We start from the raw sequence: 24,507 nt of genomic DNA on the forward strand, positions 1-24,507 counted from the left end.
CCGAGACAGATCCCTCATCCGGCGCTTCGCGCCACCTTCTCCCACAAGGGGAGAAGGGAAGACAGCACAAGGAAGCACAATGGCAATCAGGTTCGACGGACGCGTCGCCATCGTCACCGGCGCGGGCAATGGTTTGGGGCGCGCGCATGCGCTGGGATTGGCAAGCCGCGGCGCGAAAGTCGTGGTCAACGATTTCGGCGGCGCGCGCGACGGCAGCGGCGGCTCGCTGTCGCCGGCGGAGACCGTTGTCGAGGAGATCCGCAAAGCGGGCGGCACCGCCATGGCCGACGGCGCCGACGTCTCGAATTTCGAGCAGGTCACCGCGATGGTCGAGCGCGCCACCAAGGAGTGGGGCAGCGTGGACCTCTTGTGTGCCAATGCCGGCATTTTGCGCGACAAGTCGTTCGGCAAGATGGAAGCGGCCGATTTCCAGAAGGTGCTCGACGTGCACCTCGTCGGCACCTTCTATTGCTGCAAGGCGGCCTGGGCCGGCATGCGCGATCGCAACTATGGCCGCATCGTCCTGACGACGTCGTCCTCCGGCCTCTACGGCAATTTCGGCCAGGCCAATTACGGAGCGGCCAAGTCCGGCATGGTCGGCCTGATGAACGTGCTGGCGGAAGAAGGCCGCAAGAGCGACATCCGCGTCAACATCATCTCGCCGACGGCAGCGACCCGCATGACGGAAGAGCTGCTGCCGCCGCAGGCGCTGCAGTTGATGAAGCCGAACGCGATCACGCCCGCGGTCGAGTACATGCTGAGCGAGGACGCGCCGACCCGCACCATCATGGGCGCCGGCGCCGGCTCGTTCGCGGTGATCAAGATCGTCGAGAGCGAAGGCATCAACCTGCCGGAGTCCGAGTGGACCCCGGATGCGGTCGCGGCGCATTTCGCCGAGATCAGCGACATGTCAAAGGCGAAGGCGCTGCAGGGAGCTTTCGAGCAGACGCAGAAATACGTGGCGCAAGCCGCTGCGCGCGCCGGGGTAAAACTCTGACAGCGGTCGCCGTCATCGGCGCCGGCCCTGCCGGTCTGATGGCGGCCGAAGTGCTCGTGCAGGGTGGTGCTCGCGTCACCGTCTACGATTCGATGCCGTCCGCTGGCCGCAAATTCCTGATGGCCGGCCGCGGCGGGCTCAATCTCACCCACAGCGAACCGCTGCCTCAGTTCATCACGCGCTACCGCGAGGCGGCGCAGAGGTTGCAGGCTGCGATCGAAGCGTTTCCGCCTGACGCGCTGCGCGCCTGGAGCGAGGCGCTGGGCGAGCCGACCTTTGTCGGCTCCAGCGGGCGTGTGTTTCCGAAGGCCTTCAAGGCCTCGCCCTTGCTGCGGGCCTGGCTGCGACGCCTCGATGCCGCCGGCGTGCACTTTGCGTTTCGCCAGCGCTGGATGGGATGGGACGGGGACGGACGACTGGTCTTTGACCCACCCGGCGGCGGAGACGGCATCGCCGCGGACGCGATAGTGCTGGCACTCGGCGGCGCCAGCTGGCCGCGACTGGGCTCCGATGGCGGCTGGACGACGATCCTGGCCGACAAAGGCGTTGCGATCTCGCCGCTGCGGCCGGCGAACTCCGGCTTCACCGTCGCATGGTCCGAAATCTTCCGCACGCGCTTCGAGGGCCAGCCGCTCAAGGGCATCACGCTCTCCTTCGGCCCACACCGCGCCCGCGGCGAGGCCATGATCACAAGCGGCGGGATCGAGGGCGGGACGATCTATGCGTTGTCGGCCGAGCTGCGCGAGGCGATCGCAGCGAACGGCGCAGCGGTCCTGCACGTCGCGTTGCGGCCGGATGTCGATCATGGCGAACTCGTCAAGCGCCTGTCCGCCTCGCGCGGCAAGCAATCCTTCTCCAACTTCCTGCGCAAGGCTGCGCAGCTGTCGCCGGTCGCGGTCGGGCTGCTGCAGGAGGCCACCATCGGTGCTGGCCAGTCGTTGTCGGCAATATCGGCCGAGCGATTGGCGGAGCTCATCAACGCCGTGCCGGTCAAGCTCACACGCGTCGCGCCGATCGCGCGCGCGATCTCCAGCGCCGGCGGGATTTCCTTCGACGAACTCGACTCGGACTTCATGATCCGCAAACTGCCGGGCGTGTTCGCGGCCGGTGAGATGCTGGACTGGGAGGCGCCGACCGGTGGCTACTTGCTCCAGGCCTCGTTCGCGACGGGAGCTGCGGCGGGCAGGGGTGTGTTGCGACGGCTCGTCCAACTGTCGTCCTGACCATCCGCATCATGACGTCCCGGTCCGGGTTGCGAGATCCGTGAGGAGGCCGAGCACGCCGAAGCTTGCCGCCACCGCGCAGACCATCGTCCAGCCGCCAAAACTCCAGGCCAGCGATGCCGCCGCCGCGCCGATGCCACCGCCAACGAAGAACAGCGCGACGAACAGGCCGTTCATGCGACCGCGGGCCTCGGGGCGCAACAGGTTGATGGCGCGGCGGCCCAGCGTCTGATCGGTGGTGATGCCGACGTCGAGCAGGATCGTGCCGAGGCTCAGTACCAGCAGACCGGTGATCTGGGATTCAAGCACGCTCGCCCAGGCACAGAGCGCAAGCGAGCCGATGATGAGCAGATGGGCGGCAAAGAACATCGGCCGCGCCCGGCCCTTGTCGCCCCAGCGTCCCGCGATCGGTGTCGCCGCGGCGCCCGCCACACCGATCAGCGCGAAAGCCGCAATTCCCTTGGCGTCGAGGTCGAACGGCGCATCCGGCAGCCGCAGCGCGACCGCCGACCAGAACGCCGTGAAGGAGGCCATGACAAGCGAGGCGGTCCAGGCCCGCACGCGCAGCACCGGCTCTTCGCGCAGCAGTCTTGGAAAGGACAGCAGTAAATCGGCGTAACTCGCGCGTGCCGACGGTCGAAGGGTTGGAAGGTAACGGGCGAGTGCGCCGGCAAGCAGGGCCATCAGAGCGGCCGAAACGACATAGTAGGCGCGCCAGCTCCAGAGATCGGCGATCAGGCTCGCCGCAGGTCGTGACAAGAGGATGCCGATCATCAATCCGCCCATCACCTCGCCGATGGCCTGACCGCGGCGATCCGGCGCCACCATAGATGCGACCAGCGGAACCATCATCTGGATCGCCGCGCAACAGGCGCCAAGGATGAAGGTGGCGAGCAGCAGAAGCGCAGGCGTCGGCGCGAGCGCCGTCGCGAGAGCGGCGAGGATCGCGCAGCCGAGTGTGCGGAGGATGACAAGCCTGTTCTCGACCAGATCGACAAGAGGCACGAGCAGCAGCAGGCCGAGTGCGTAGCCGAGCAAGGTCAGCGTGCTGATCAGCCCCGCCTGCCACGCCGGCATGGACATTGACCGGCCGATCAAGCCGAGCAGGATCTGTGGCGCGAACAGATTGGTGACGATGACACCGGCGGTGATCGCGCCGAGCCAGATCAGCGGCCGCTCGGCGAGCTGGTTTCGGGACGCAGGCCTGATGGTTTCGGAGACAGTCATGGGACCTCGCAGCTGTAGCGCGAGACCCTTTAAGCGGAGCGAGCAATATGCTACAATTCAAATAAGCCTATAAAGAATATGCGGGTTTGTTATGAATACCCATGACCTTGTCGCTTTCGTCGCCGTGGTCGAGACCGGATCGATTGTCGCAGCTTCGGCGCGTCTCAATCTCACCCAGCCTGGCGTGACCCGACGCATCCAGAATCTCGAGGAGATGTTGGGGGCGCAGCTTCTGGATCGGCTCTCGAAGCCCCTGAAGCCGACGGCAGCGGGGCATGAGGCCTACGAGCAGGGCAGGCGCCTGCTCAGGATGCTGGACGACCTCAAGTCGGGCGTTGCCAGCGACGGAATGGTCCGCGGCGAGTTCAGGCTCGGCCTGACGCCGTTTCTCTCGGAAGCGGGCTTGACCGCACCACTCGATGCGGTGCGCGCCGAATTTCCCGCGCTGGCGGTGCGGGTGGTCTCCGGTTGGTCGCCGAACCAGCTCGAGCGTGTCTGCCGCAACGAGCTCGATGCAGCCGCGATTTGTCTCCCCGACGGTGCAGTGCCGCCCGCCGATCTGGCGGCCGACGATCTCGGCGCGCAGCCCGTCGTCTTCGTCGTCGCACGCGAGATGAAGATCCCGCGCACCGTCGACCTGGAACGGCTGTCCCAACTGTCATGGGTGATCAACCAGGACGGCTGTGGATTTCGCGATACGCTGAAGCGAAAATTCGATGCCTCGCATCTGCCGTTCAACATCGCCGTCGAGGCGCTGGACAGTGAGCTCCGCCTGTCGCTGGTGTCGCGCGGCCTCGGCGTCGGGCTGGTCACCCCGATCGCCCTGAAACGTAGCGCATTTCGCGACAGGCTCAAGCCGGTCGCCGCGCGCGACTTCAAACCCGCCGTGCGCGCTTGGGTGGTGCATCGCGCCCCCGCCGGTCGGCTGGAGCGGCCGATCAAACTCTTTCGCGACGGATTGGTCCGGGAACTCCAGGCACTGATCGGGGGCTAGCTATCTCAGCTTCCCCCGTGCCGCCACCGGCAGCGTGCCGATGATCTCCTCGCCGCGCACCATCACCACTTCGTCCATCATGTTGACGACGACGCAGACATGATTTGGCACGACCCGCACGACGTCGCCGACGTTAGGCCGGGTGTTGCTGCGGGAGAGGTCGAGGAAGCCGTGCTCCTCGGCGAAGCGTGCGATCTTCGCTTCGGGGTGCTCCAGGATGAGGCCGTGGCCGTCGAGGCCGCCGGTGTCCGTCGTCAGAGTCTTTGAGCCGGCGTCCAGAATCCCGCGCTCAGGCGCGGCGCGGCTGACCACGGTCGAATAGATGTGCAGCGCGCAGTCGTCCCAGGTGGCGACGCCGGCCGCGACCTGCATGCGGTCGTTATAGATGTAGGTGCCGAAGCGATGCTCGGTGCCGCCCTTGAGCTTGCCGAGGTTCTTCAGGTTCGGCGTGCCGCCGGTCGAGACGATTTTTGCATCCAGCCCGTGTGCGCGCACGCCGGCCAGAGCTTCGTCATAGAATTTTTGGGCGTCCGCCCAACCAGTCTCGGTCGGATACAGCATGAAGCCGGCGAATTGCAGGCCCTTGGATGCGGCAATCTTCTGCGCCAGTGCAATCGCCTCGGCGGGCGTCTCGACGCCGGCGCGCTGGCGGCCGGTATCGCATTCGACCACGACCGATAGCGGTCGACCTGAGGCTGCGGCGGCCTTGGGCAGGCCGGCGACGACGGTCGAATTGTCAGCGGCGACCGTCATGTTGGCCTTCGCCTGCAGCGCCCCTAACCGCGCCATCTTCTCTTCGCCGAGCAGGTTGTAGCTGATCAGGATATCGTCGATGCCGGCATTGGCCATGATCTCGGCTTCACCGAGCTTCTGGCACGTGATGCCCTTGGCACCGGCCGCGATCTGCATCTTCGCGATGGTGGGGTTCTTGTGCGTCTTGACGTGGGGACGGTTGGCGATCCCGGCGTCGTCGCAAGCCTTCTGAATCCGCGCGATGTTGCGCTCTACCTTGTCCATGTCGATAACGGCGCAGGGCGTGCCGTATTCGCGGGCGATCTTGGCGGCAAGGGTCGTTGTCATGGAAGTCTCTGAGTTGGCGCGCATCCCGTTTGCAAAAGCGGTGCCCACTTTTGCGGAATGCACGCTAGGCCTGTTCAATCTCTTCGCGCCGCACTTCGAGCTCCAGCCATTTGTCCTCGGCCTCGGCCAGTTCCTTTTGCGCCTTCGTCAGAGCGTCGGAGGCCTGGTCGAAGCGCTTGCGATCCTTGCGAAAGAGATCGGGGTCGTCAAGGAAGCGCTGCTGCTTGGCGATCTCGGCCTGCAGCTTGGCGATGGTCTTGGGCAGCGTCTCCAGCGCGTGTTGCTCGTTGAAGGTCAAGCGTCGTCTCGCGACGCCGGACGGCACGGCTGATCGCTGCTCTCTCGTCTCTTCGACGGCCTTCGCGGTCGCGCGCTTCACGTCGGCGCCGCGCTGGGCCAGCATGTCGGTATAGCCGCCGGCATATTCGAGCCAGCGTCCGTTGCCCTCGGGCACGATCACTGACGTCACCACGCGGTCGAGAAAATCGCGATCGTGGCTGATCAGAATCACGGTGCCCTCGTAGTCGCTGAGCATCTCCTCGAGGACGTCGAGGGTCTCCAGGTCGAGGTCGTTGGTCGGCTCGTCCAGCACCAGGAGGTTGGAGGGTTTTGCCAGCGCGCGCGCCAGCATCAGCCGGCCGCGCTCACCGCCCGACAGCACCTCCAGCGGCGTGCGCATCTGTTCCTGGGCGAACAGGAAGTCCTTCATGTAACTGACGACATGCTTCGGCTTGCCGCCAACCATGACATGGTCGCCGCGGCCGCCGGTCAGCGCCTCGGCCAGCGTCGTCTTCGGATCGAGACTTTCACGATGCTGGTCGAGCGTCGCCATCTCGATGTTGGCGCCGAGCCGTATGCTGCCGCTGTCCGGTGCGCTGCCGCCGGTCAGCATCTCGATCAGCGTGGTCTTGCCGGCGCCGTTCGGGCCGACGATGCCGATGCGATCGCCGCGCTGGACGCGGATCGAGAAGCCGTCGACGATCTTTCGCTCGCCATAGGACCGGCTGATATTCTTGGCCTCGATGACGAGCTTGCCGGACTTGTCGGCCTCGGCAGCCGCCAGGTTGGCGTTGCCCGTCGCGCCGCGATGGGTGCGGCGCTGGTCGCGCAGCGCGTGGAGATTGCCGAGTCGCTTGACGTTGCGCTTGCGGCGGCCCGAGACGCCGTAACGCAGCCAGTGCTCCTCGTTGACGATCTTGCGGTCGAGCTTGTGCTGGTCGCGCTCTTCCTCCGCGAGCACCTCGTCGCGCCAAGCCTCGAAGGCACTGAAGCCGCGGTCGATCTGCCGGATCTGGCCGCGGTCGAGCCAGGCGGTGCTGCGCGAGAGATTGCCGAGGAAGCGCCGATCGTGGCTGATGATCACCAGCGCGCAGCGGCGGCTCTCCAGTTCACTCTCCAGCCATTCGATGGTCGGAAGATCCAGATGGTTGGTCGGCTCATCCAGCAGCAGGATGTCGGGCGAGGGCGCCAGCACGCGTGCCAGCGCGGCGCGGCGCGCTTCGCCGCCGGAGACATGCGCCGGATCTTCTTCGCCGCTGAGACCGAGCTGCTCGACCAGATAGCGCGCCTGATAGTGGTCGTCGCCAGCATTGAGGCCGGCCTCGACATAAGCGAGCGTGGTGGAGAAACCGGAAAAATCCGGCTCCTGCGGCAGGTAGCGAATGGTGGCGCCGGGCTGCACGAAACGGCTGCCGCCATCCGGTTCGACCAGGCCGGCGGCGATCTTGAGCAGCGTCGATTTGCCGGAACCGTTGCGGCCGATCAGGCAGACGCGCTCGCCGGTCGAAACCGACAGTTCGACGCCCGCCAGGAGCGGCGTGCCGCCAAAGGTCAGCTTGATATCGCGCAGTTGAATCAGCGGTGGCGCCATGCGGTGTCTCAGTCCTGTCTTGTTGCGGCCTGGTCGGCGCGGCGGCGCTGAATGCGGCGGATGGTCTGGTCGAGCGTCGACAGAAACGTCGAGCGGTCGCGCGGTGAATACGATTTCGGACCGCCGGTGACTTCGCCGGCCGAGCGCAAATCGGTCATCAGGTTGCGGACCGCGAGCGTCATCCCGATCGATTCCTCGGTGAACGCCTTGCCGTTGGACGCGATCACATCGGCGCCGGCCTTCACGCAGCGGCTTGCGAGCGGAATATCCGAGGTAATGACGATATCGCCGGGCCCGGCGCGTTCCGCGATCCAGTCATCGGCTGCGTCCATGCTGGCACCAGCGGCGATCCGCTCGATGAGTGGATCCTGGGGCACGCGGATGAAATTGCCCGCGACCACGCTCACGGGCAGGCCGTGCCTGCCGGCAACGCGATAGATCTCGTCCTTCACCGGACAGGCATCGGCGTCGACATAGATACGAGTGGTGTTTTGAGGGTTCGTCATGGTCCGTAGATGGGGCTTGCGAAGCGGTTCCGCAGCAGCCGCGTGGTACCCCATTCGGGCCGCAAAGGCGAGGGGATTGACCCCGGTTCCTCAGGGCCTACGATCGGGCCGAAACAACAAGAAATTGGGGAAAGCCAAGCCATGCCGAACCGGCTCGAAACCTATCGCGTCGAGGCCTACAACACGGCCAAGCAATCCGAAAACAAGATGCATGACGATGCAGTGGCGCGCCGCTTCGGGTTCTCCGGCGGGCTGGTCCCCGGCGTCGACGTCTTCGCCTACATGATGCATGTGCCGGTGTCGCGCTGGGGCCGCGATTTCCTGTCGCGCGGGCTGATCGAGGCGCGTTTCATCAAGCCGGTCTATGACGGCGAGACCGCCGACGTCGATGCGACCGAGCACAACGGCCTGCTCACCATCGAGGTGTTCAGCCGCACCGAGCTCTGTGCCACCGGCACGGCGGCGCTGCAGGCAACTGCGACTGCGGCTGCGGTGTCGTTGAGCGACTATGTCGAGGTCCCCGCGGTTGCCGAGCGCAAACCGGTCAGCCCAGCAACCTTCGAGACCGGCAAATGGTTGGGCACGACGCCGCGCCGCTGGGCCGGGCAGGATGCCGCCGACTATCTCGCCGACATCCGTGAGACCGATCCGATCTTCGCGGGCGAGGGGCTCGGCCATCCCGGCCTGATCCAGCGCGTCATGAACCGCGTGCTGGTGGACAACACGATGCTCGGCCCCTGGATCCATGTCGGCAGCCGCATGCAATTGCTGTCAGCCGCGCGCGCCGGCGACGAGATCACCGCGCGGGCAAAAGTCACCGCGAACTACGAGAAGAAGGGCCACCGCTTCGTCGAGCTCGACGCGCTGGTGGTCGCCAACGGCACGACGCCGCTGGCGCACTGCCAGCACATCGCGATCTACCAGCCGCGCGAGCAGGCGGCGGCGTAGGGAAGGAGCACAGCGCGTCCTCACACTCGCTGTCATTCCCCGCGAAGGCGGGGAATCCAGTACGCCGAGGCTCCTCCGTATCCCACGACCGTCTCTGGAATACTGGATCGTCCGCTTTCGCGGACGATGACAGCGGAGTTTGTGGCGACGACGGAACGCCCTTTACGCCGCTTTCCCCTTCGCATCCTGGATCGCGCGCCACACGCGTTCCGGCCTCAGCGGCATGTCGATGTGCTTGATGCCGTATTCGGAGAGCGCGTCGATCACCGCGTTCACGACCGTCGACAGGCTGCCGGCGCAGCCGGCTTCGCCGCAGCCTTTGCTGCCGAGCGGATTGGTCGTGGCCGGCACCGGGTGGTCGCCGACCGTCATGTTCGGAACGTCCTCGGCGCGCGGCAGAGCGTAGTCCATCAGCGAGCCCGTGATCGGCTGGCCGCTCTCGTCGTAGCGGACGTGCTCCATCAGCGCCTGGCCGATGCCCTGGACCACGCCGCCATGGAGCTGGCCCGCGACCAGCAGCGGATTGATCACCGTGCCGAAATCGTTGACCGCGCTGTAGCGCACGATCTGCACGACGCCGGTCTCAGGGTCGATCTCGACCTCGGCGACATGGCAGCCGTTCGGGAAGGCTGATGGCACCGGTTCGCTGGTGTGATCGACGTCGAGGCTGTCGGGTACGCCCTCCGGCATCTTGCTGTCGTGCAGGCGTTTGGCGAGCTCCATGATGTCGATGCTGCGGTCGGTGCCGGCGATCGTAAAGCTGCCGCCTTCGAATTCGATATCGGCTTCGGAGGCCTCCAGCATGTGCGCGGCGGCGCGCTTGCCCTTTTCGATCACGAGCTTGGCGGCGCCCACGATCGCCATGCCGGTCGCGGTGATCGAGCGCGAGCCACCGGTGCCGTTGCCGGTGTGGACGATGTCGCTGTCGCCCTGCACCAGCTTGACGCTGTCGAAGGGAACGCCGAGCTGCTGGCAGAGGACCTGCGCGAATGCGGATGCGTGGCCCTGACCGTAATCGAGCGTCCCGGTGATGAGCTGCACCGAGCCATCGGGATCGAACACGATCTTGCCGAGCTCGACGCCGGGAGGTGCGGTCACCTCCAGATAGGAGCCGACGGCGATGCCGCGCAGCTTGCCGGACTTCTTGCTCTCCTTCTTGCGCTTGGCAAAATTCTCGTGGTCGGAGATTTCGAGGGCCTTGTTGAAGACGGCCTGGAAGTCGCCGCTGTCATAGGTGACGCCGGAGGACGCGGCGAACGGCATCTGGTTCTGCTTGATGAAGTTGCGCTTCCGCAGGGTCAGCCGGTTGATGCCCATCTCGTCCGCGGCGCGGTCGATTAGCCGCTCCATGTAGTAGTTGGCCTCGGGCCGGCCGGCGCCGCGATAGGCGCCCATCAACGTGGTGTTGGTCAGCACCGTCTTGATGTCGACGGCCATCAGCGGCGTGCGATAGACGCTGGAAAAGTTCTTGCTGGTGTTGAGCGAGAGCGGACTGGGAGCAACGCCGGTGATGTAGGCACCGAGATTGCCGTAACCCGAGAGCTTGGCGGCGAGGAAATGCCCCTCGGCGTCCAGCGCGAGCTCGGCATGAATCTTCTGCGCGCGGCCGTGACTATCGGAGAGGAAGCTGGTCGAGCGCTCGTCCAGCCACTTCACCGGTCGTCCCAGCGTCTTCGCCGCGTACAGGATGCACATGTATTCGGGGTAATTGATGTTCTTCATGCCGAAGGAGCCGCCGACATTGGCGGTGAGAATGCGCACGTTTTCGTTCGGCACTTTCAGATTCTTGGCGAGATTGGCACGGTTGCCTGCCACCCCCTGCGTGGGCACCTGAAGAGTGTAGCGCTCGGTCTTCTTGTCATAGGAGGCAAGGCCAACGCGTGGCTCCATCGAGACCACGGCGACGCGGGTGTTCTCGATGTCGACCTTGGTCACGTGAGCAGCACTGGCGAAGGCCGCGTTCACCTTGTCGGTGTCGCCATAGTGGTAGTCGAGCGCGACATTGTTCGGGATGTGGTCGTACAGTTGCGGCGCGCCGGGTTTTGCGGCTTCCTCGGGATCGGTCACCGCCGGCAGCGGCTCGATGTCGAGTTCGACCGCCTCGGCCGCGTCGCGCGCCTGGGCCAGCGTCTCCGCCACCACGAAGGCGACGGGATCGCCGACGAAGCGGACCTTGTCGGTTGCGAGCGGCTGGCGGTTGGTCTGGAGCAGGGGCGAGCCGTCACGGCTCTTCAGCGGCAGGCCGCAGGTGAAGGGGCCGTAGCCGGCCGCATCGAGGTCTTCGCCGGTCCACACCCCGAGCACGCCCGGCATTGCTCTGGCTGCATCGATGTTGATGCCGCGAATGACGCCATGGGCATGGGTCGAGCGAACGATCACGGCATGGGCCTGGCCGGGCAGGTTGAAATCGTCGGTGTAGCGGCCCTTGCCGCGCACCAGGGTATCGTCCTCCTTGCGGCGGACCGGCTGCCCGACGCCATATTTTTGCAGTGCAATAGCGTTTTCGAGCGTGGAGGATTTGGTGTGTTCTTGCATGGAATTGACCTGAAAAGCCGGCAAATGCGCGGTTTGGGGGGCGCCTGGGGTCCGGACCCCTCAAAAATAACCCACCGGCCCGCTCACGACAACGCACGAATGGGCATGGTCCCATGTGATGCGTTGTTGCGCAGGATTGGTGCGCTGCTAATGTTTCAGGCGAAAAAGCAATTCCAGATCGGCCTAACCGGCCGCGGAAAGACAGTTTGTATGAATGACCACACGCGGCTCCGCGACGGCCTTGCGCCGCACGGTGAGCTGGGGTCGATGGCGGCGGCGTTCGCCACTGAACCGGCCGTCGGCGCGCAAGCGCCGGGAACCGGCGTCTACGCGGCGCTCGACCTCGGCACCAACAATTGCAGGCTCCTGATCGCCTGTCCGACCCACGACGGCTTTCGCGTGGTCGATTCCTTCTCGCGCATCATCCGGCTCGGCGAGGGCGTCTCGGCAACCGGGTGCATCAGCGAGGCCGCGATCGAACGCGCCATCGTGGCGCTTGGCATCTGCCGCGACAAGATCAACCTGCGCAAAGCGCGGCGGCTGCGGCTGATCGCCACCGAAGCGTGCCGCGCCGCCTCGAATGCCGAAGGCTTTCGCAGCCGCGTCGCTGCCGAGACCGGGATCGAGCTCGAGGTAATCGACCGCGAGACCGAGGCGGCGCTTGCCGTGCTCGGCTGCTCGCCGCTGGTCGATCCCAGGGGGCGCGGCGCAATCCTGTTCGACATCGGCGGCGGCTCGACCGAGCTGGTACGGATCGAGCGCGACGCCGCAAATCCGGAGCCGCGCATCAAAGCCTGGATGTCGATCCCGTTCGGTGTGGTCACGCTTGCCGAGCAGTTCGGGGGCCGCGACGTGACGCCCGAGATCTACGCCGCGATGGAGCGCGAGGTCGCCCATCACATCGCGCCGTTCGCCGAACAGCATGGCGGCGATCTCACTGATATGCATCTGCTCGGCACGTCAGGCACTGTGACGACGCTCGCCGGCATCCATCTCAACCTCGCGCGCTACGACCGCCGCCGCATCGACAGCGTCTGGATGAACGATACCGACGTCACCGCGACCATCAACAAGCTGCTTGGCATGAGCTACGAGGAGCGCGCCGCGAACAGCTGCATCAGCGTTGAGCGCGCCGATCTCGTCCTGGCCGGCTGCGCCATCCTCGACGCGATCCGCCGCGCCTTTCCGCTGCCACGCCTGCGCGTCGCCGACCGGGGCTTGCGCGAAGGCATGCTGGTCGAGATGATGCGCGAAGACGGCGCGCTCAGGAGCTGGTGAGATGGTCAAGGACACCACCGGCCGTTTGCACGTCCAGGTCAAGACCCACGGCAAGCGCAAATTGTCGTCGAAGCTCTGGCTGGAGCGGCAGCTCAACGATCCCTATGTGGTGAAGGCGAAGGCGCTGGGCTATCGCTCGCGCGCCGCGTTCAAGCTGCTCGAGATCGATGACAAATACCGGCTGCTGAAGCACGGCATGGCTGTGGTCGATCTCGGCGCCGCGCCGGGCGGCTGGAGCCAGATTGCCGCCAAGCGCGTCGGCTCGGTCGACGGCAAGGGCAAGGTCATCGCGATCGACCTGCTCGAAATCCCCGAGATTGCCGGCGTCGAGTTCGCGCAGCTCGACTTCATGGACAATGACGCGCCGGACAAGCTCAAGGCCATGCTCGACGGCGGCGCCGACATTGTCATGTCCGACATGGCTGCCAACACCACCGGTCATCGCAAGACCGACCAGCTTCGCATCGTCGGCCTGATCGAGACCGCTGCCGCGTTCGCCTGCGATGTGCTGAGGCCGGGCGGGACCTTCCTGGCGAAGGCGTTCCAGAGTGGCGCCGACGCCGAACTGCTCGCCCAGCTCAAGCGCGATTTCGCCACGGTGCGTCACGTCAAGCCGGCCGCAAGCCGTGCGGATTCCTCGGAGCGCTACGTCCTCGCGACGGGATTTCGGGGGGCTCGCAACGACGAGGTGGAGCACTAGCCCAGCCGCTGATCCCGCACATCCTGCGTATCCTCGGTCGCCGCCTTGACGGCCGCCTTGGCCGCGCCCTTGCCGGCACCTTTGCGGCTCGCGATCTCCACCGCTTTGCGGCCGGAAACTTCGTGGCCGGCATCGGTGGGCATCTGCCAGAAGAACCAGCTCGACGCCGCCGAAGTCAGGGCGATCACGAGAAAGGCCGGCGCAAATACGGTGGCGTCGAGCTCGCTGACGTGGCTGAACCACATCGTCGTCTCCACGGAGGCGGCGCCGACCGCGACGCCGGCCGAGACCGCGAGCTGCTGGTTGACGCTGACGAGCGTGGTGGCGCGGCTCATCTGCGCCTGCTCGACCTCGGCATAGGCCACCGTGTTGATCGCGGTGAACTCGAGCGAACGGAAGAAGCCGCCGACCACCAGGATGATCATGATGATCAGCAGGGGCGTCGTCACGGTGAAGAGGGCACAGGCGGCCAGGAAAACCGCACTGATGATCGCGTTCACCGTCATCAGGTTGCGGAAGCCGAAGGCGCGGATGATGCGCGCGGCCAGCGCCTTCATGCCCATGGCGCCGAGCGAGGAGCCAAACGTGACGAGGCCGGACTTGAACGGCGAGAGGCCGAATCCGATCTGCATCAGCAGTGGCAGCAGGAACGGCAGCGCGCCGATGCCGAGCCGGAACATGAAGCCGCCGAGAACGGCCGCGCGCAGTGTCGGCAGCCTCAGCAGCGTAAAGTCCAGCACCGGCGACCCCGTTCGCCGCGCGTGAAGGACATACAGCGACATCGAGATCGATCCGCCGACGACCAGGGCGGCAACCGTGCTCCATGGCAGCAGATTGAGTCCGGCGACCGACAGCCCGAAGGCGATGCCGGCGAGCCCGAGGCCCGCGAGCACCATGCCGTAGAGGTCGAACGGCTCTCGTTCCTCGCTTTTGATGGGATCGATGAAGCGCAAGGCCATGAAGATGCCGAGCAGCCCGATCGGGATGTTGATCAGGAAGATCCAGTGCCATGACGCGTAGGTGGTGATGAAGCCGCCGAGCGGCGGCCCGATCACGGGGCCGATCAGGGCAGGGACCGTCACCCACGCCATCGCGTTGACCAGCGCGCTCTTGTCGACCGACCGCAGCAGCACGAGGCGCCCGACCGGCGTCATCATTGCCCCGCCCATGCCTTGGAGGATGCGCGCGAACACGAAATCGGTGACCGATGTCGAGAGCGCGCAGCCGACCGAGCCGACCATGAACACGCCGACGGCAATCGCAAACACCAGACGCGCGCCGAACCGGTCGGCGGTCCAGCCGCTCGCCGGGATGAAGACCGCAAGCGACAGCAGATAGGAAGTGATCGCGAGCTTGAGCGTCAGTGGGCTGGTGCCGATGTCGGCCGCAATCGCGGGCAGCGACGTGGCGATCACCGTCGAGTCCATGTTCTCCATGAAGAGAGCAGTGGCCACGATCAGCGGAATGATGCGTTGCTTGTCGACCATGACGGATTGGTAATGGACATCGGGAACGAAGGGCGAGAATTGCGGCTTATCACCGCCACTGGGCCGCGACCATTGCGGATCGACGCATAGCACCTAAATCCCGCGTGACCCCAGGCGGGTGCGCCCTGCGCCGGAGATCACGATGATCTGCCGTTCGCCAGTACGTGCCGCCGCGAAGGCTATCCGCCGCCGAACTTGCCCAAAAAAGCCTGTGCATGGCTGGCCGGCGGTCCGAATTGCTTTGATTCGTCGCCCGCCCGTGCTATCGACCCGCGTCAACCCCACCGATGGGCTCCGATTCTCCGGCGTTGCCGCAAGGTACGCCGAGGGCGGCGCTCATCCATAGCTATTTGCGGCAGGGCCGCGGAAGGAGTTGGCACATGGCCACGGTGCAACAAGGCATTCGCGAAGCCCTCACGTTCGACGACGTGCTGCTGAAGCCGGGCCTGTCGGACGTCATGCCGGGCGAGGTCGACATCCGCTCCCGCGTCACCCGCGCCATTCCGCTCAACATCCCGATCATGGCCTCCGCCATGGACACGGTCACCGAAGCCCGCATGGCGATCGCCATGGCGCAGGCCGGCGGCATCGGCGTCATCCATCGCAATTTCGATCCCGAAGGGCAGGCTGCCCAGGTGCGGCAGGTCAAGCGCTACGAGTCGGGCATGGTGGTGAACCCGCTCACGATCAGCCCGGACGCCACGCTGGACGATGCGCTCAAGCTGATGAGCGATCACGGCATCTCCGGCATTCCCGTCGTCACCGGTGCGGGCAAGTCCACGCCGGGCAAGCTGGTCGGCATTCTCACCAACCGCGACGTCCGCTTCGCCACCGACCGCCAGCAAAAAATCTCCGAGCTGATGACGCATGAAGGTCTCGTCACGGTGCGCGAGAATGTCAGCCAGGACGAGGCGCGGCGGATGCTGCATCAGCATCGCATCGAGAAGCTGCTTGTGGTCGACGAGCAGTATCGCTGCGTCGGCCTGGTCACCGTGAAGGACATGGAGAAGGCGGTCGCCCATCCGCTGGCCTGCAAGGACGCGCAGGGCCGCCTCCGCGTCGCCGCCGCCACCACGGTCGGCGATAGCGGCTTCGAGCGCACCGAGCGGCTGATCGATGCCGGCGTCGATCTCGTCGTGGTCGACACCGCGCACGGCCATTCCCGTCACGTGCTCCATGCGGTCAACCGCATCAAGCGCCTGTCCAATTCCGTGCAGGTCGTTGCCGGCAACGTCGCGACCTCGGAGGGTGCGCAGGCGCTGATCGATGCGGGCGCGGACTGCATCAAGGTCGGCATCGGCCCGGGCTCGATCTGCACCACGCGCATCGTCGCCGGCGTCGGCGTTCCGCAGCTCACCGCGATCATGGATGCGGTCGAGGCGGCGAAGAAGTCGGACATCCCCGTCATTGCCGACGGCGGCATCAAGTTTTCCGGAGACCTTGCCAAAGCGCTCGCTGCCGGTGCCGACATCGCGATGGTCGGCTCACTGCTCGCCGGCACCGACGAGACGCCCGGTGAAGTGTTCTTGTGGCAGGGCCGCTCCTACAAGGCCTATCGCGGCATGGGCTCGGTCGGCGCGATGGCGCGCGGCTCGGCCGACCGCTACTTCCAGCAGGACATCAAGGACACGCTCAAGCTCGTGCCCGAAGGCATCGAAGGCCAGGTGCCTTACAAGGGCCCGGTCGGCAACGTCATGCATCAGCTCGCGGGCGGCCTGCGCGCCGCGATGGGCTATGTCGGTGCAAAGGACATGAAGGACCTGCACGACAAGGCCCAGTTCGTCCGCATCACCGGCGCGGGCCTGCGCGAAAGCCACGTCCACGACGTCACCATCACGCGCGAAGCGCCGAACTATCCGGGCGGGGGTTAGTCTCCGCTCTCGTGCCGCTCGGCTGCGCGTTGTTTTTCGCGCGCTAGCCTCGCATGCGCTGTCATGCCCCGGCTTGACCGGGGCATCCAGTACGCCGCGGCCTTTTCGGCTCGATCACGGCCGCCTCTGGAATACTGGATCGTCCGATCAAGTCGGGCGATGACAGCGAGGGCGTAGTTGGTGTGTACCAAACTTCATTTGCGGCGCTGTCGCGCCACCACGCTCCACCGTTTTTGTATTGACGCAGCTGCCTCCCTCCGCTTCCGTCCACGCCGAAGTATAATTTGGAGGAAGCCATCATGTCCCAAGGCAAACGCATCGTTCTCGCCGCGCGTCCCGTCGGGGAGCCAAAGCCGTCCGATTTCCGCATCGAGGAATTCGCGGTTCCTACGCCTGCCGCAGGCGAAGTCCTGCTGCGCACGATCTGGCTCTCGCTCGATCCCTATATGCGCGGGCGCATGAGCGACGGTCCGTCCTACGCGACGCCGGTGCCCGTCGGTGGTGTGATGGAAGCCGGTACGGTCTGCGAGGTCGCAGCCTCCAACAATCCAAACTTTGCCAAGGGTGACATCGTGCTCTCGCGCGCGGGCTGGCAGACGCACGCGATCTCCGACGGCAAGGGGCTGAACAAGATCGACCCGAAGCTCGCGCCGATCTCGACGGCCGTCGGCGTGCTGGGCATGCCCGGCATGACCGCCTACACGGGCCTGCTCGATATCGGCAAGCCGCAGCAAGGCGAGACCGTCGTCGTCGCCGGCGCCTCCGGCGCGGTCGGCTCGGCCGTGGGACAGATCGCGAAGATCAAGGGCGCACGCGCGGTTGGAATCGCAGGCGGCAAGGACAAATGCGATTACGTCGTGAAGGAGCTCGGCTTCGATGCCTGCATCGATCACCGCGATCCCGATCTGGCGACGAAGCTGAAGGACGCCTGCCCGAAGGGTATCGACGTCTATTTTGAGAATGTCGGCGGCGCCGTGTTCGAGGCGGTGTTCCCGCTGCTCAATGCGTTTGCGCGCGTACCCGTCTGCGGCCTCATCGCCCACTACAACGACACTGAAGCGAAGCCGCCGAAATGGGCCGCCAGCATGATGCGCGCGACCCTGACCAAGCGGCTGACCTTCCGCGGCTTCATCGTCTCCGACTTCGCCTCCCGCCATGGCGACTTCCTGCGCGACATGTCCGGCTGGGTCCGCGAGGGCAAGGTCAAGTACAAGGAGTTCGTCACCGAGGGCCTGGAGAGCGCGCCCGAAGCCTTCATGGGGCTTCTCAAGGGGGCCAATTTCGGCAAGCAGCTGGTGCGGGTCGGGCCGGACAAAGCTTGATCGGCCGCTCTCGCCCCCTCGGGGGCCGGGTATGGTTAACAAAGAGTGACTGATCGGCCACACCCGCCCGTAAAAGCCGCAGGTGTGACCGTCGGTTCATTGACGGGCTCGCGAAGGCATTGAATCATTGCGCATATTTCAGGTGCGATGATGTTAGAGCTTGTTGTTTTCTGCGTAATCCTGCTGGCTGCCGGTTATTGGGCGACCATGTTTGTCATGGGCCGTCGCGACGACGTCATCCATGGCAAGTTCGTCCATACCGAGGACGTGTTCGCGCAATCCGCGATGCCCACACCCACGCCGCCATTCCCCAAGCGCCCGGTCAATGCCGCGCGGCCTGCCAATGTTCTGCCCGCCAATACCGGGGCCAAACCGGTGAACAGCGACGCGCTGCAGTCCTTGCTTGCCGCGATCCAGCAGGATCTCAAAAGCGTCGCTTGAGCAGCGATGGGCAGCGCTCATGCTCGCCGCCCATCTTGGGGCGATCGAACAAAGTTTAAAGCACGCGATAGCGGATTGTGTAGGCGTCTTGCGGGGCGACCGGGCTTGCCAGCGGCGAGGCGATGCGGTCGGCGAGGTGCCAAGGGCCGAACTGAGGGCCGAACTGAGCGCCGGACTGTTCGGAGCGATGCGGCTCGGCCGGCAGGCGGAGGCGGAATTCGAAGGTGCCCTTGCCGGGCAGGTTCACGACCAGCACGCGGTCCGCAGTGCGGTGGTTGAGCGGTACCGCGCCACGCAGCACGGAGCGGCCATCACCGAGCTCCCGCACGCCCTCGACCAGTGCCAGCGTCTGGTTGCGGTCGGTATGCAGCTCGATCTGGGTGTCGGACGCCGCCGCCAAGGTCTCCTTGGGCATGCGGATCTCGAACTCGACCGCGGGTTTCGAGGGATTGAGGCCGAGATAGGCCAGCGCGGCATGGCGCATGTCGTAGGCGGCAAACGCAAACAGAGCGAGGGCGGCGAGCGCAGCGAGGCCATGCCTGAGGACATCGCGCCAGGTCCGATAGCTCATTCGGAAGTAGACCGTCATTGCCAGCGCCACCGCGAGCGCCGTCGCGATGCCTGCCAGCGCCGACATCAGGATGCCGAACTGGCCGTCGGCGGACTCGGTCAAAGCGCCGGTCAGGCTGCCGAACTGGCTGAAGAGGGTGTTCATGGCGGTCTCTCGCCTTGCGCGCCCCAAAGGGGGAAATCGCTTTAACTGTCGACAGTGGGTCGCCTCATCGGGAACGCCGGTTCAACTCGTTGATTGTCAGGACCAGCGGTGACCGCTAATGGACGCTAGCTGTGGTCTCCGCCGGATGGGAAATCCCGGGAAATTCCGATGTCCATTCAAATGGTTTTGCTGCCGGTCTTCGTGCAGGTCGGTCTCACCTTCGCGCTCCTGATCGCCATGGCGCTGGGACGCCGGCGCGCGCTCGTCTCCGGCGAGACCAAGAGCCGTGACATTGCGCTCGGCGAGCCCAACTGGCCCAAGGGCGCCACACAAATCGCCAATTGCTACCGCAACCAGTTCGAATTGCCGGTGCTGTTCTACGCCCTGATCGCGCTGGCGCTCCCGTTGCGCCATGCCGATCTCTTCATCGTGCTGATGTCCTGGGTGTTCGTGGTGACGCGCTTCGTCCATGCCGGAATCTTCGTCTCCTCCAACAATCTCGGGCGCCGCTCCACGATCTGGCTCGCCGGCGTGCTCGTGCTGCTCGCGATGTGGATCTACTTCGCACTGAAGATGCTCTTGTTGATCTGACGGTTAGCCGTCGGATTTGATCTGAAAGATTCAAATGACTCCCGCTGCCCGGCTGTCCGCAGCCATCGAACTGATCGACACCATCGAGAAGGACCGCGTGCCCGCGGCCAAGGCGCTGAAGGAGTGGGGCACCGCGCACCGCTTCGCCGGATCCGGCGACCGCGCCGCCATTGCCGGCCTCGTCTGGGACGTGCTGCGCCGCTATGCCTCGAGCGCCTACCTGATGGATTCGGATACCGCGCGTGCGCGGCTGATCGGCATGCTTCGCCTCGAGCGCAACATGGATACGGCGACGATGGCCGCGCTGTTCGACGGCAGCCGCTTTGCCCCCGCGCCGTTGACCGAGCCCGAGCAGGCCGCGCTCGCCTCGCGGTCGCTTGAAGGTGCCCCGGCCGCGATCGCCGGTGACTATCCGGAATGGCTGGATCCGTATTTGGCAAAAGCGTTCGGCGACGAACGCGTCGCGGAGGCGGCCGCGATGGCGGGCCGGGCGCCGCTCGACCTGCGCGTCAACACGTTAAAATCCAATCGCGACAAGACGCTGGGGGCGCTTGCTCACCTTCATGCGAAACCGACGCGTTGGTCCGCAACCGGCCTGCGCATCGAGCTTTCGGCCGATGCGCGCAACCCCGGTATCCAGGCCGAAGAGGATTTTATCAAGGGTGCCATTGAAGTGCAGGATGAGGGGTCACAGCTTGCGGCTGCCTTGACCGCGGCAAAACCCGGCGAGCAGGTGATCGATCTCTGTGCGGGGGCCGGCGGCAAGACGCTGGCGCTCGCCGCGATGATGCAGGGCAAGGGCCGGCTGATCGCGACCGACAGCGACAAGCGGCAACTTGCGCCCATTCACGAACGCCTGTCGCGCGCCGGCGTCCACAATGCCGATGTGCGCACGCCCAAGGGCGAGGCCGATCCGCTGGCGGAGATCAGCGCGACCGCCGACCTCGTCGTGATCGACGCGCCCTGCACGGGAACCGGAACCTGGCGCCGCAATCCCGATGCCAAATGGCGCATGCGTCCGGGCGCGCTGGAGATCCGCTTGCGGGACCAGACCGCGGTGCTCGATCGCGCGGTTCCGCTGCTCAAGGCCGGCGGCCGCATTGCCTACATCACCTGCTCGGTGCTCTCAGAGGAGAACGGCGACCAGGTGAGGGCGTTCACCGCCCGCCATCCCGAGTTCGCTGTGGTGCCGCCCGAGCAGACCGCGAGCGTGCTCTGGGACAAGGCCGAGGAGTTTGCGCAAGCCGCGCTGCAATCGCCGGAAGGCTGGCTGATGACACCGCGGCGGACGGGAACGGACGGGTTCTTCGTCTCGGTCTTGAAGAAGGCATAGCCCACCCCACGACATCGCGGATGACGCGACGCCTGTCTCACCAAACAAGAACCCCGCGAACCGGAACCCGGTCGCGGGGTTTTCTAACTCGACGTTCTGCCGGTACGTCCGTGGTCAGAACGGTGCGCGGGCTTTAGCCGACGCGGAGATTGTCAGCCGAGGACTTGCCGCTGCGACGATCGGCGACGATGTCGAACGAGACCTTCTGACCTTCGTTGAGGGTCGAGAGGCCAGCGCGCTCGACGGCGCTGATGTGCACGAACACGTCCTTGTCGCCGTCATCCGGCTGAATGAAACCAAAGCCCTTTTGATTGTTGAACCACTTCACGGTGCCCATAGCCATGGGAATTTCCTTTGCTTAAGAAGTTAACACGCGGACCGGTACGCACTATTGCGCCCATAGTCCTGATCAGTCGATGTTGGAGAAATCATCTGAAGCGTGCGCGCCCGTCAGCAACGAAGCGAAGCGGCCCAGTCGTTCGGCCAAGTATCGATGATCACAATATAGCGAGATTTTGGGGCCACTTCAAGGCACCACCCGCCGCTCGGGATGTCGCCGAATTTTGCTATTTTGCGGTGCAAATTAACCCTTCCGGGGCGCCTCAATCGACGATAAACAGCGTCGCCCCCGTCGCCGTCGAGGACCGGTGCGCTGCATCGCCGAAATCCGAGACCTGGTAGCTCATCCCCGCCGTGAGCTTGAACTTGCGGCCGTCGCGCAGCTCGCTGTCGAGCTCGCCCTGCAGCACGTACAGCACGTGGCCGCGGTCGCACCAATGGTCGGCGAGATAGCCCGGCGAATATTCGACCATCCGCACCCGGAGATCGCCGATGTCGAGCGTGCGCCACTGGGCTTGCCCGGTCTCGCCGGGATGGACGGTCGGCTCGACCTTGCTCCAGTCGGTGACGGTGAAGGGGGAGGTGGGCAGCTTCATGATGGTGATCCTGGGGCGGCGACGGCAGTGCCGTTACTATCGGATGCTTTCGCGGTAGTCCTCATTTTTACAGTTCTTATTGTTTTCGGCCCTTATTTTTGCCCATGCATCAGCGCGCAATCTGCCGTCACCGGCATCCTGCTTGCGATGATGACCCAGACCAGCAGCGCGGCGGCACTGATTCCCGCGCCGAGCACGCAGACGCCGGACCAGCCGGCCATCGCGTACACCATCGTCGACGCGATCGCGCCAATCGCGCTTCCGACCGAGTAGAACACCATGTAACCGCCCACCAGTCGGCTCGCCGCATCGGGCCGCACGGCGATGATCAGGCTCTGGCTCGTCACGTGCACGGCCTGGAGTCCCAGATCCAGCACGATCACGCCGGCGACGACCAGCCAGAGCGAGCTTTGCAGGCAGGCGATCGGAGCCCAGGCACCCAGCATCAGCAGCAGTGACAGCCCGGTGGTCCGCTGGGCCCATCCGAGATCGGCAAGCCGCCCGGCATTGCGCGCCGCGAGCGCTCCGGCGAACCCGGCGACGCCGAGCAATCCGATCGTGGTATGCGACAGCGCGAAGGGAGGCGCCGAGAGCGGCAGCACGATCGACGTCCAGAACACGTTGAGATTGGCGAAGATCAGAAACGCAAACAACGCGCGCTCGCGCAGTATCGGCTCCTCGACAAACAGCGAGGCGGTTGAGCGCAACAGCGACAGATAAGAGGATCGGGCCAGCGCCGACTGCCGGCCGCGCGGCAGCACGCGCAGGAGCAGCGCCGCCATGGCCAGCATGAGGCCGGCCGAGACCAGGTAGACCATTCGCCAGCCGCCGAAATCGGCCAGGGCGCCCGAGGCGAACCGCGCCAGCAGGATGCCGGCGACGACGCCGCTCGTGACGGTGCCGATCGCGCGGCCGCGCCCGTCCGGTCTGGCCAGCGTCGCGGCAAAGGCGACGAGGACCTGGACGACGACGGCGAGCATGCCGACTAGCGCCATTCCCACAAGCAGCACGGCGGCATGCGCCGCCGTGCCGACGATGACGAGGCCGATCGCCGACAGCACGGTCTGGCCGACGATCAGGCGGCGGCGATCCCAGAGGTCGCCGAGCGGCACGATTAGGATCAAGCCGAACGCGTAGCCGATCTGGGTAAAGGTCACCACCATCCCGATCGCGGCGGGGTCGATGCCGAGATCGCGCGCCATGGCATCGAGCAGCGGCTGCGCGAAGTAGATATTGGCGACGCTCAGGCCGCAGGTCAGCGCCAGCAGCATCGCCATCCCGCGCGAGAGCCCGCGCCCGGCGGTGTCGTCGGCCTTTTCGTCGGCGTTGGTCGGTCCGGCTGTGGCGGCATCGTGGATTGTCATTGTCGTCTCCGGCACGTTCTATCTAGTCTTAAAATAAGACCAGTTGCACACCGCGCTGTCCAGTCCTATTTTAAGACCAATTTGGAGGGCGGCGAATGAAGCGGACCGGTTTTGCCGAGGCTGACTGCCCGGTGGCGCGTGCACTGGACGCAGTTGGGGACATTTGGTCGCTTCTGATCGTGCGCGATGCCTTCGACGGGCTGCGTCGATTTGGCGATTTCCAGAAGAACCTCGGCATCGCCAAGGGCATGCTCACTGCGCGGCTGCACAGGCTGGTGGAGCTTGGCGTGCTCGAACTGATTCCGGCCTCCGACGGCAGCGCCTATCGGGAATATGCGCTGACCAAGAGGGGGCGCGAGCTGTTTCCAGTCGTGGTCAGCTTGCGCCAATGGGGCGAAGCGAATCTCTACGCGCGCGGCGAAGTCCATTCGGACCTGGTGGACGAGACGGGCCAGCCGGTCGGGAAGCTCGTGCTTCCGTCGCGGGCCGGCCGTCCGCTGGCATGGTCCGATACCAGGGTGAGAAAGGCCGGTCTGCGCAAGCGCTGATTCGCGTCGGCCTTGGTGCGTCCTCGAGCTAGAAGCGCGACTCAGGGCACCGGATGATTCGCCGATCCCTGCACGATCTTTCCGGCCGCGTTCACCCGCAGATATTCGCAGATCCGCTTTCCCCGCTCGTTCTCGTAGAACACCACCACGCTATCAGGGCTGACGAACAATTCGATCAGCGAGAAATGCAGGTTCGGCAACAGCGCGAGCGCCTTGCCCCAATAGGCGCGTAACGCATCCTTGCCGCGCACGGTGCCGCTTTCATCGAACCCCAACATGGGGATGCGGTCCGAGGTCATCACGGCGTCCTCGTCATAGAGCGTGAGCACGCGTTCGAGGTCGCGCGCGTTCCAGGCCTCGACCCAGGTGCGGCCGAGCTCTGCAAGCGATGACGGCTGATGATGGTTTGGCATGGCGTTCTCCCTGATCGGGCCATATAGGTCAATAATACTTACCTATATCGATTTGTCCATACCCCAAAGAAGAATGTGGGCGCGCGGCCCGCGCGGTTGCGGGAAAAGCCCCCGTCGCGTATCTGCTTG

23 protein-coding genes are annotated in these 24,507 nt (G+C 65.4%); 12 read left to right on the forward strand and 11 right to left on the reverse strand.

Annotation, left to right across the window (positions count from 1 at the left end; genetic code table 11):
• The first annotated feature begins 79 nt into the window (after window positions 1-79).
• A complete protein-coding gene (locus IVB19_RS15255) occupies window positions 80-997 on the forward strand; it encodes an SDR family NAD(P)-dependent oxidoreductase (protein ID WP_018459211.1) in 918 nt (305 codons plus the stop codon).
• Window positions 994-2,220 (forward strand): BaiN/RdsA family NAD(P)/FAD-dependent oxidoreductase, encoded by a 1,227-nt coding sequence (locus tag IVB19_RS15260; protein ID WP_083926554.1) that lies wholly within the window; start codon window positions 994-996, stop codon window positions 2,218-2,220. The genes IVB19_RS15255 and IVB19_RS15260 overlap by 4 nt, the downstream gene beginning before the upstream one ends.
• 9 nt (window positions 2,221-2,229) lie before the next feature.
• Here IVB19_RS15260 and IVB19_RS15265 read toward each other — a convergent pair whose 3' ends face one another.
• On the reverse strand, window positions 2,230-3,447 hold the full coding sequence (locus tag IVB19_RS15265; protein WP_018459209.1) for an MFS transporter: 1,218 nt from the start codon (window positions 3,445-3,447) through the stop codon (window positions 2,230-2,232).
• A 91-nt stretch (window positions 3,448-3,538) separates the two neighbouring features.
• On the opposite strand from IVB19_RS15265, the gene IVB19_RS15270 reads away from it, so the two are divergent.
• Window positions 3,539-4,441 carry a LysR family transcriptional regulator gene (locus IVB19_RS15270; protein ID WP_204510951.1) on the forward strand — a complete coding sequence of 301 codons (903 nt, stop codon included), beginning with the start codon at window positions 3,539-3,541 and terminating at the stop codon, window positions 4,439-4,441.
• Here the strand turns inward: IVB19_RS15270 and IVB19_RS15275 are convergent, their stop codons facing one another.
• The 3 genes from IVB19_RS15275 to IVB19_RS15285 all read right to left on the reverse strand — a co-directional run bounded on the left by IVB19_RS15275 (window position 4,442) and on the right by IVB19_RS15285 (window position 7,897).
• Window positions 4,442-5,521, reverse strand: coding sequence for an alanine racemase (locus IVB19_RS15275; RefSeq protein WP_026233758.1), 1,080 nt, complete (start codon window positions 5,519-5,521; stop codon window positions 4,442-4,444).
• A 64-nt stretch (window positions 5,522-5,585) separates the two neighbouring features.
• On the reverse strand, window positions 5,586-7,391 hold the full coding sequence (locus IVB19_RS15280) for an ABC-F family ATP-binding cassette domain-containing protein (protein ID WP_018459206.1): 1,806 nt from the start codon (window positions 7,389-7,391) through the stop codon (window positions 5,586-5,588).
• Between the two features lie 8 nt (window positions 7,392-7,399).
• Complete coding sequence (locus IVB19_RS15285) at window positions 7,400-7,897, reverse strand: YaiI/YqxD family protein (protein WP_018459205.1); 498 nt, start codon at window positions 7,895-7,897, stop codon at window positions 7,400-7,402.
• Window positions 7,898-8,038: 141 nt separating this feature from the next.
• Here IVB19_RS15285 and IVB19_RS15290 point away from each other — a divergent pair, with 141 nt between their 5' ends.
• Window positions 8,039-8,845 carry a hotdog family protein gene (locus tag IVB19_RS15290; protein WP_018459204.1) on the forward strand — a complete coding sequence of 269 codons (807 nt, stop codon included), beginning with the start codon at window positions 8,039-8,041 and terminating at the stop codon, window positions 8,843-8,845.
• A gap of 162 nt (window positions 8,846-9,007) precedes the next feature.
• Here the strand turns inward: IVB19_RS15290 and IVB19_RS15295 are convergent, their stop codons facing one another.
• Window positions 9,008-11,380: a xanthine dehydrogenase family protein molybdopterin-binding subunit gene (locus IVB19_RS15295; protein WP_247821565.1), complete on the reverse strand. Its 2,373-nt coding sequence runs from the start codon at window positions 11,378-11,380 to the stop codon at window positions 9,008-9,010.
• Between the two features lie 210 nt (window positions 11,381-11,590).
• Here IVB19_RS15295 and IVB19_RS15300 point away from each other — a divergent pair, with 210 nt between their 5' ends.
• Both IVB19_RS15300 and IVB19_RS15305 read left to right on the forward strand, forming a co-directional pair.
• Window positions 11,591-12,658 carry a Ppx/GppA phosphatase family protein gene (locus IVB19_RS15300; protein WP_026233757.1) on the forward strand — a complete coding sequence of 356 codons (1,068 nt, stop codon included), beginning with the start codon at window positions 11,591-11,593 and terminating at the stop codon, window positions 12,656-12,658.
• 1 nt (window position 12,659) lies between these two features.
• Window positions 12,660-13,358, forward strand: a complete 699-nt coding sequence (locus IVB19_RS15305) for an RlmE family RNA methyltransferase (RefSeq protein ID WP_018459201.1) — start codon at window positions 12,660-12,662, stop codon at window positions 13,356-13,358.
• Here IVB19_RS15305 and IVB19_RS15310 read toward each other — a convergent pair.
• Window positions 13,355-14,845 carry an MFS transporter gene (locus IVB19_RS15310; RefSeq protein ID WP_018459200.1) on the reverse strand — a complete coding sequence of 497 codons (1,491 nt, stop codon included), beginning with the start codon at window positions 14,843-14,845 and terminating at the stop codon, window positions 13,355-13,357. The genes IVB19_RS15305 and IVB19_RS15310 overlap by 4 nt on opposite strands.
• A 380-nt stretch (window positions 14,846-15,225) precedes the next feature.
• Between IVB19_RS15310 and guaB the strand changes: the two genes are divergently transcribed.
• The 3 genes from guaB (at window position 15,226) to IVB19_RS15325 (ending at window position 18,479) form a co-directional block, all read left to right on the forward strand.
• Window positions 15,226-16,716 carry an IMP dehydrogenase gene (guaB, locus tag IVB19_RS15315; RefSeq protein ID WP_007609139.1) on the forward strand — a complete coding sequence of 497 codons (1,491 nt, stop codon included), beginning with the start codon at window positions 15,226-15,228 and terminating at the stop codon, window positions 16,714-16,716.
• 299 nt (window positions 16,717-17,015) lie between these two features.
• A complete protein-coding gene (gene curA, locus IVB19_RS15320) occupies window positions 17,016-18,038 on the forward strand; it encodes an NADPH-dependent curcumin/dihydrocurcumin reductase (protein ID WP_085395926.1) in 1,023 nt (340 codons plus the stop codon).
• A 150-nt stretch (window positions 18,039-18,188) separates the two neighbouring features.
• A complete protein-coding gene (locus tag IVB19_RS15325) occupies window positions 18,189-18,479 on the forward strand; it encodes a hypothetical protein (protein ID WP_026233756.1) in 291 nt (96 codons plus the stop codon).
• A 55-nt stretch (window positions 18,480-18,534) separates the two neighbouring features.
• On the opposite strand, the gene IVB19_RS15330 is transcribed toward IVB19_RS15325, so the two are convergent.
• Window positions 18,535-19,194, reverse strand: a complete 660-nt coding sequence (locus IVB19_RS15330; protein ID WP_018459197.1) for a hypothetical protein — start codon at window positions 19,192-19,194, stop codon at window positions 18,535-18,537.
• Between the two features lie 168 nt (window positions 19,195-19,362).
• Here IVB19_RS15330 and IVB19_RS15335 point away from each other — a divergent pair, with 168 nt between their 5' ends.
• Complete coding sequence (locus IVB19_RS15335; protein WP_026233755.1) at window positions 19,363-19,785, forward strand: MAPEG family protein; 423 nt, start codon at window positions 19,363-19,365, stop codon at window positions 19,783-19,785.
• A 34-nt stretch (window positions 19,786-19,819) separates the two neighbouring features.
• Complete coding sequence (locus IVB19_RS15340; RefSeq protein WP_247821566.1) at window positions 19,820-21,118, forward strand: RsmB/NOP family class I SAM-dependent RNA methyltransferase; 1,299 nt, start codon at window positions 19,820-19,822, stop codon at window positions 21,116-21,118.
• Window positions 21,119-21,251: 133 nt separating this feature from the next.
• Here the strand turns inward: IVB19_RS15340 and IVB19_RS15345 are convergent, their stop codons facing one another.
• The 3 genes from IVB19_RS15345 to IVB19_RS15355 form a co-directional block, all read right to left on the reverse strand.
• A complete protein-coding gene (locus IVB19_RS15345; protein ID WP_007592195.1) occupies window positions 21,252-21,461 on the reverse strand; it encodes a cold-shock protein in 210 nt (69 codons plus the stop codon).
• 259 nt (window positions 21,462-21,720) lie between these two features.
• Window positions 21,721-22,053 (reverse strand): DHCW motif cupin fold protein, encoded by a 333-nt coding sequence (locus IVB19_RS15350; protein WP_018459194.1) that lies wholly within the window; start codon window positions 22,051-22,053, stop codon window positions 21,721-21,723.
• Between the two features lie 92 nt (window positions 22,054-22,145).
• Window positions 22,146-23,417 carry an MFS transporter gene (locus IVB19_RS15355; RefSeq protein ID WP_018459193.1) on the reverse strand — a complete coding sequence of 424 codons (1,272 nt, stop codon included), beginning with the start codon at window positions 23,415-23,417 and terminating at the stop codon, window positions 22,146-22,148.
• Window positions 23,418-23,512: 95 nt separating this feature from the next.
• Here IVB19_RS15355 and IVB19_RS15360 point away from each other — a divergent pair, with 95 nt between their 5' ends.
• Complete coding sequence (locus tag IVB19_RS15360) at window positions 23,513-23,965, forward strand: winged helix-turn-helix transcriptional regulator (RefSeq protein ID WP_018459192.1); 453 nt, start codon at window positions 23,513-23,515, stop codon at window positions 23,963-23,965.
• Between the two features lie 41 nt (window positions 23,966-24,006).
• Here the strand turns inward: IVB19_RS15360 and IVB19_RS15365 are convergent, their stop codons facing one another.
• Window positions 24,007-24,378, reverse strand: coding sequence for a nuclear transport factor 2 family protein (locus IVB19_RS15365; protein ID WP_018459191.1), 372 nt, complete (start codon window positions 24,376-24,378; stop codon window positions 24,007-24,009).
• Between the last annotated feature and the right edge of the window lie 129 nt (window positions 24,379-24,507).

The organism is Bradyrhizobium sp. 187, from assembly GCF_023101005.1.
Taxonomy (GTDB): Bacteria; Pseudomonadota; Alphaproteobacteria; order Rhizobiales; family Xanthobacteraceae; genus Bradyrhizobium; species Bradyrhizobium canariense_D.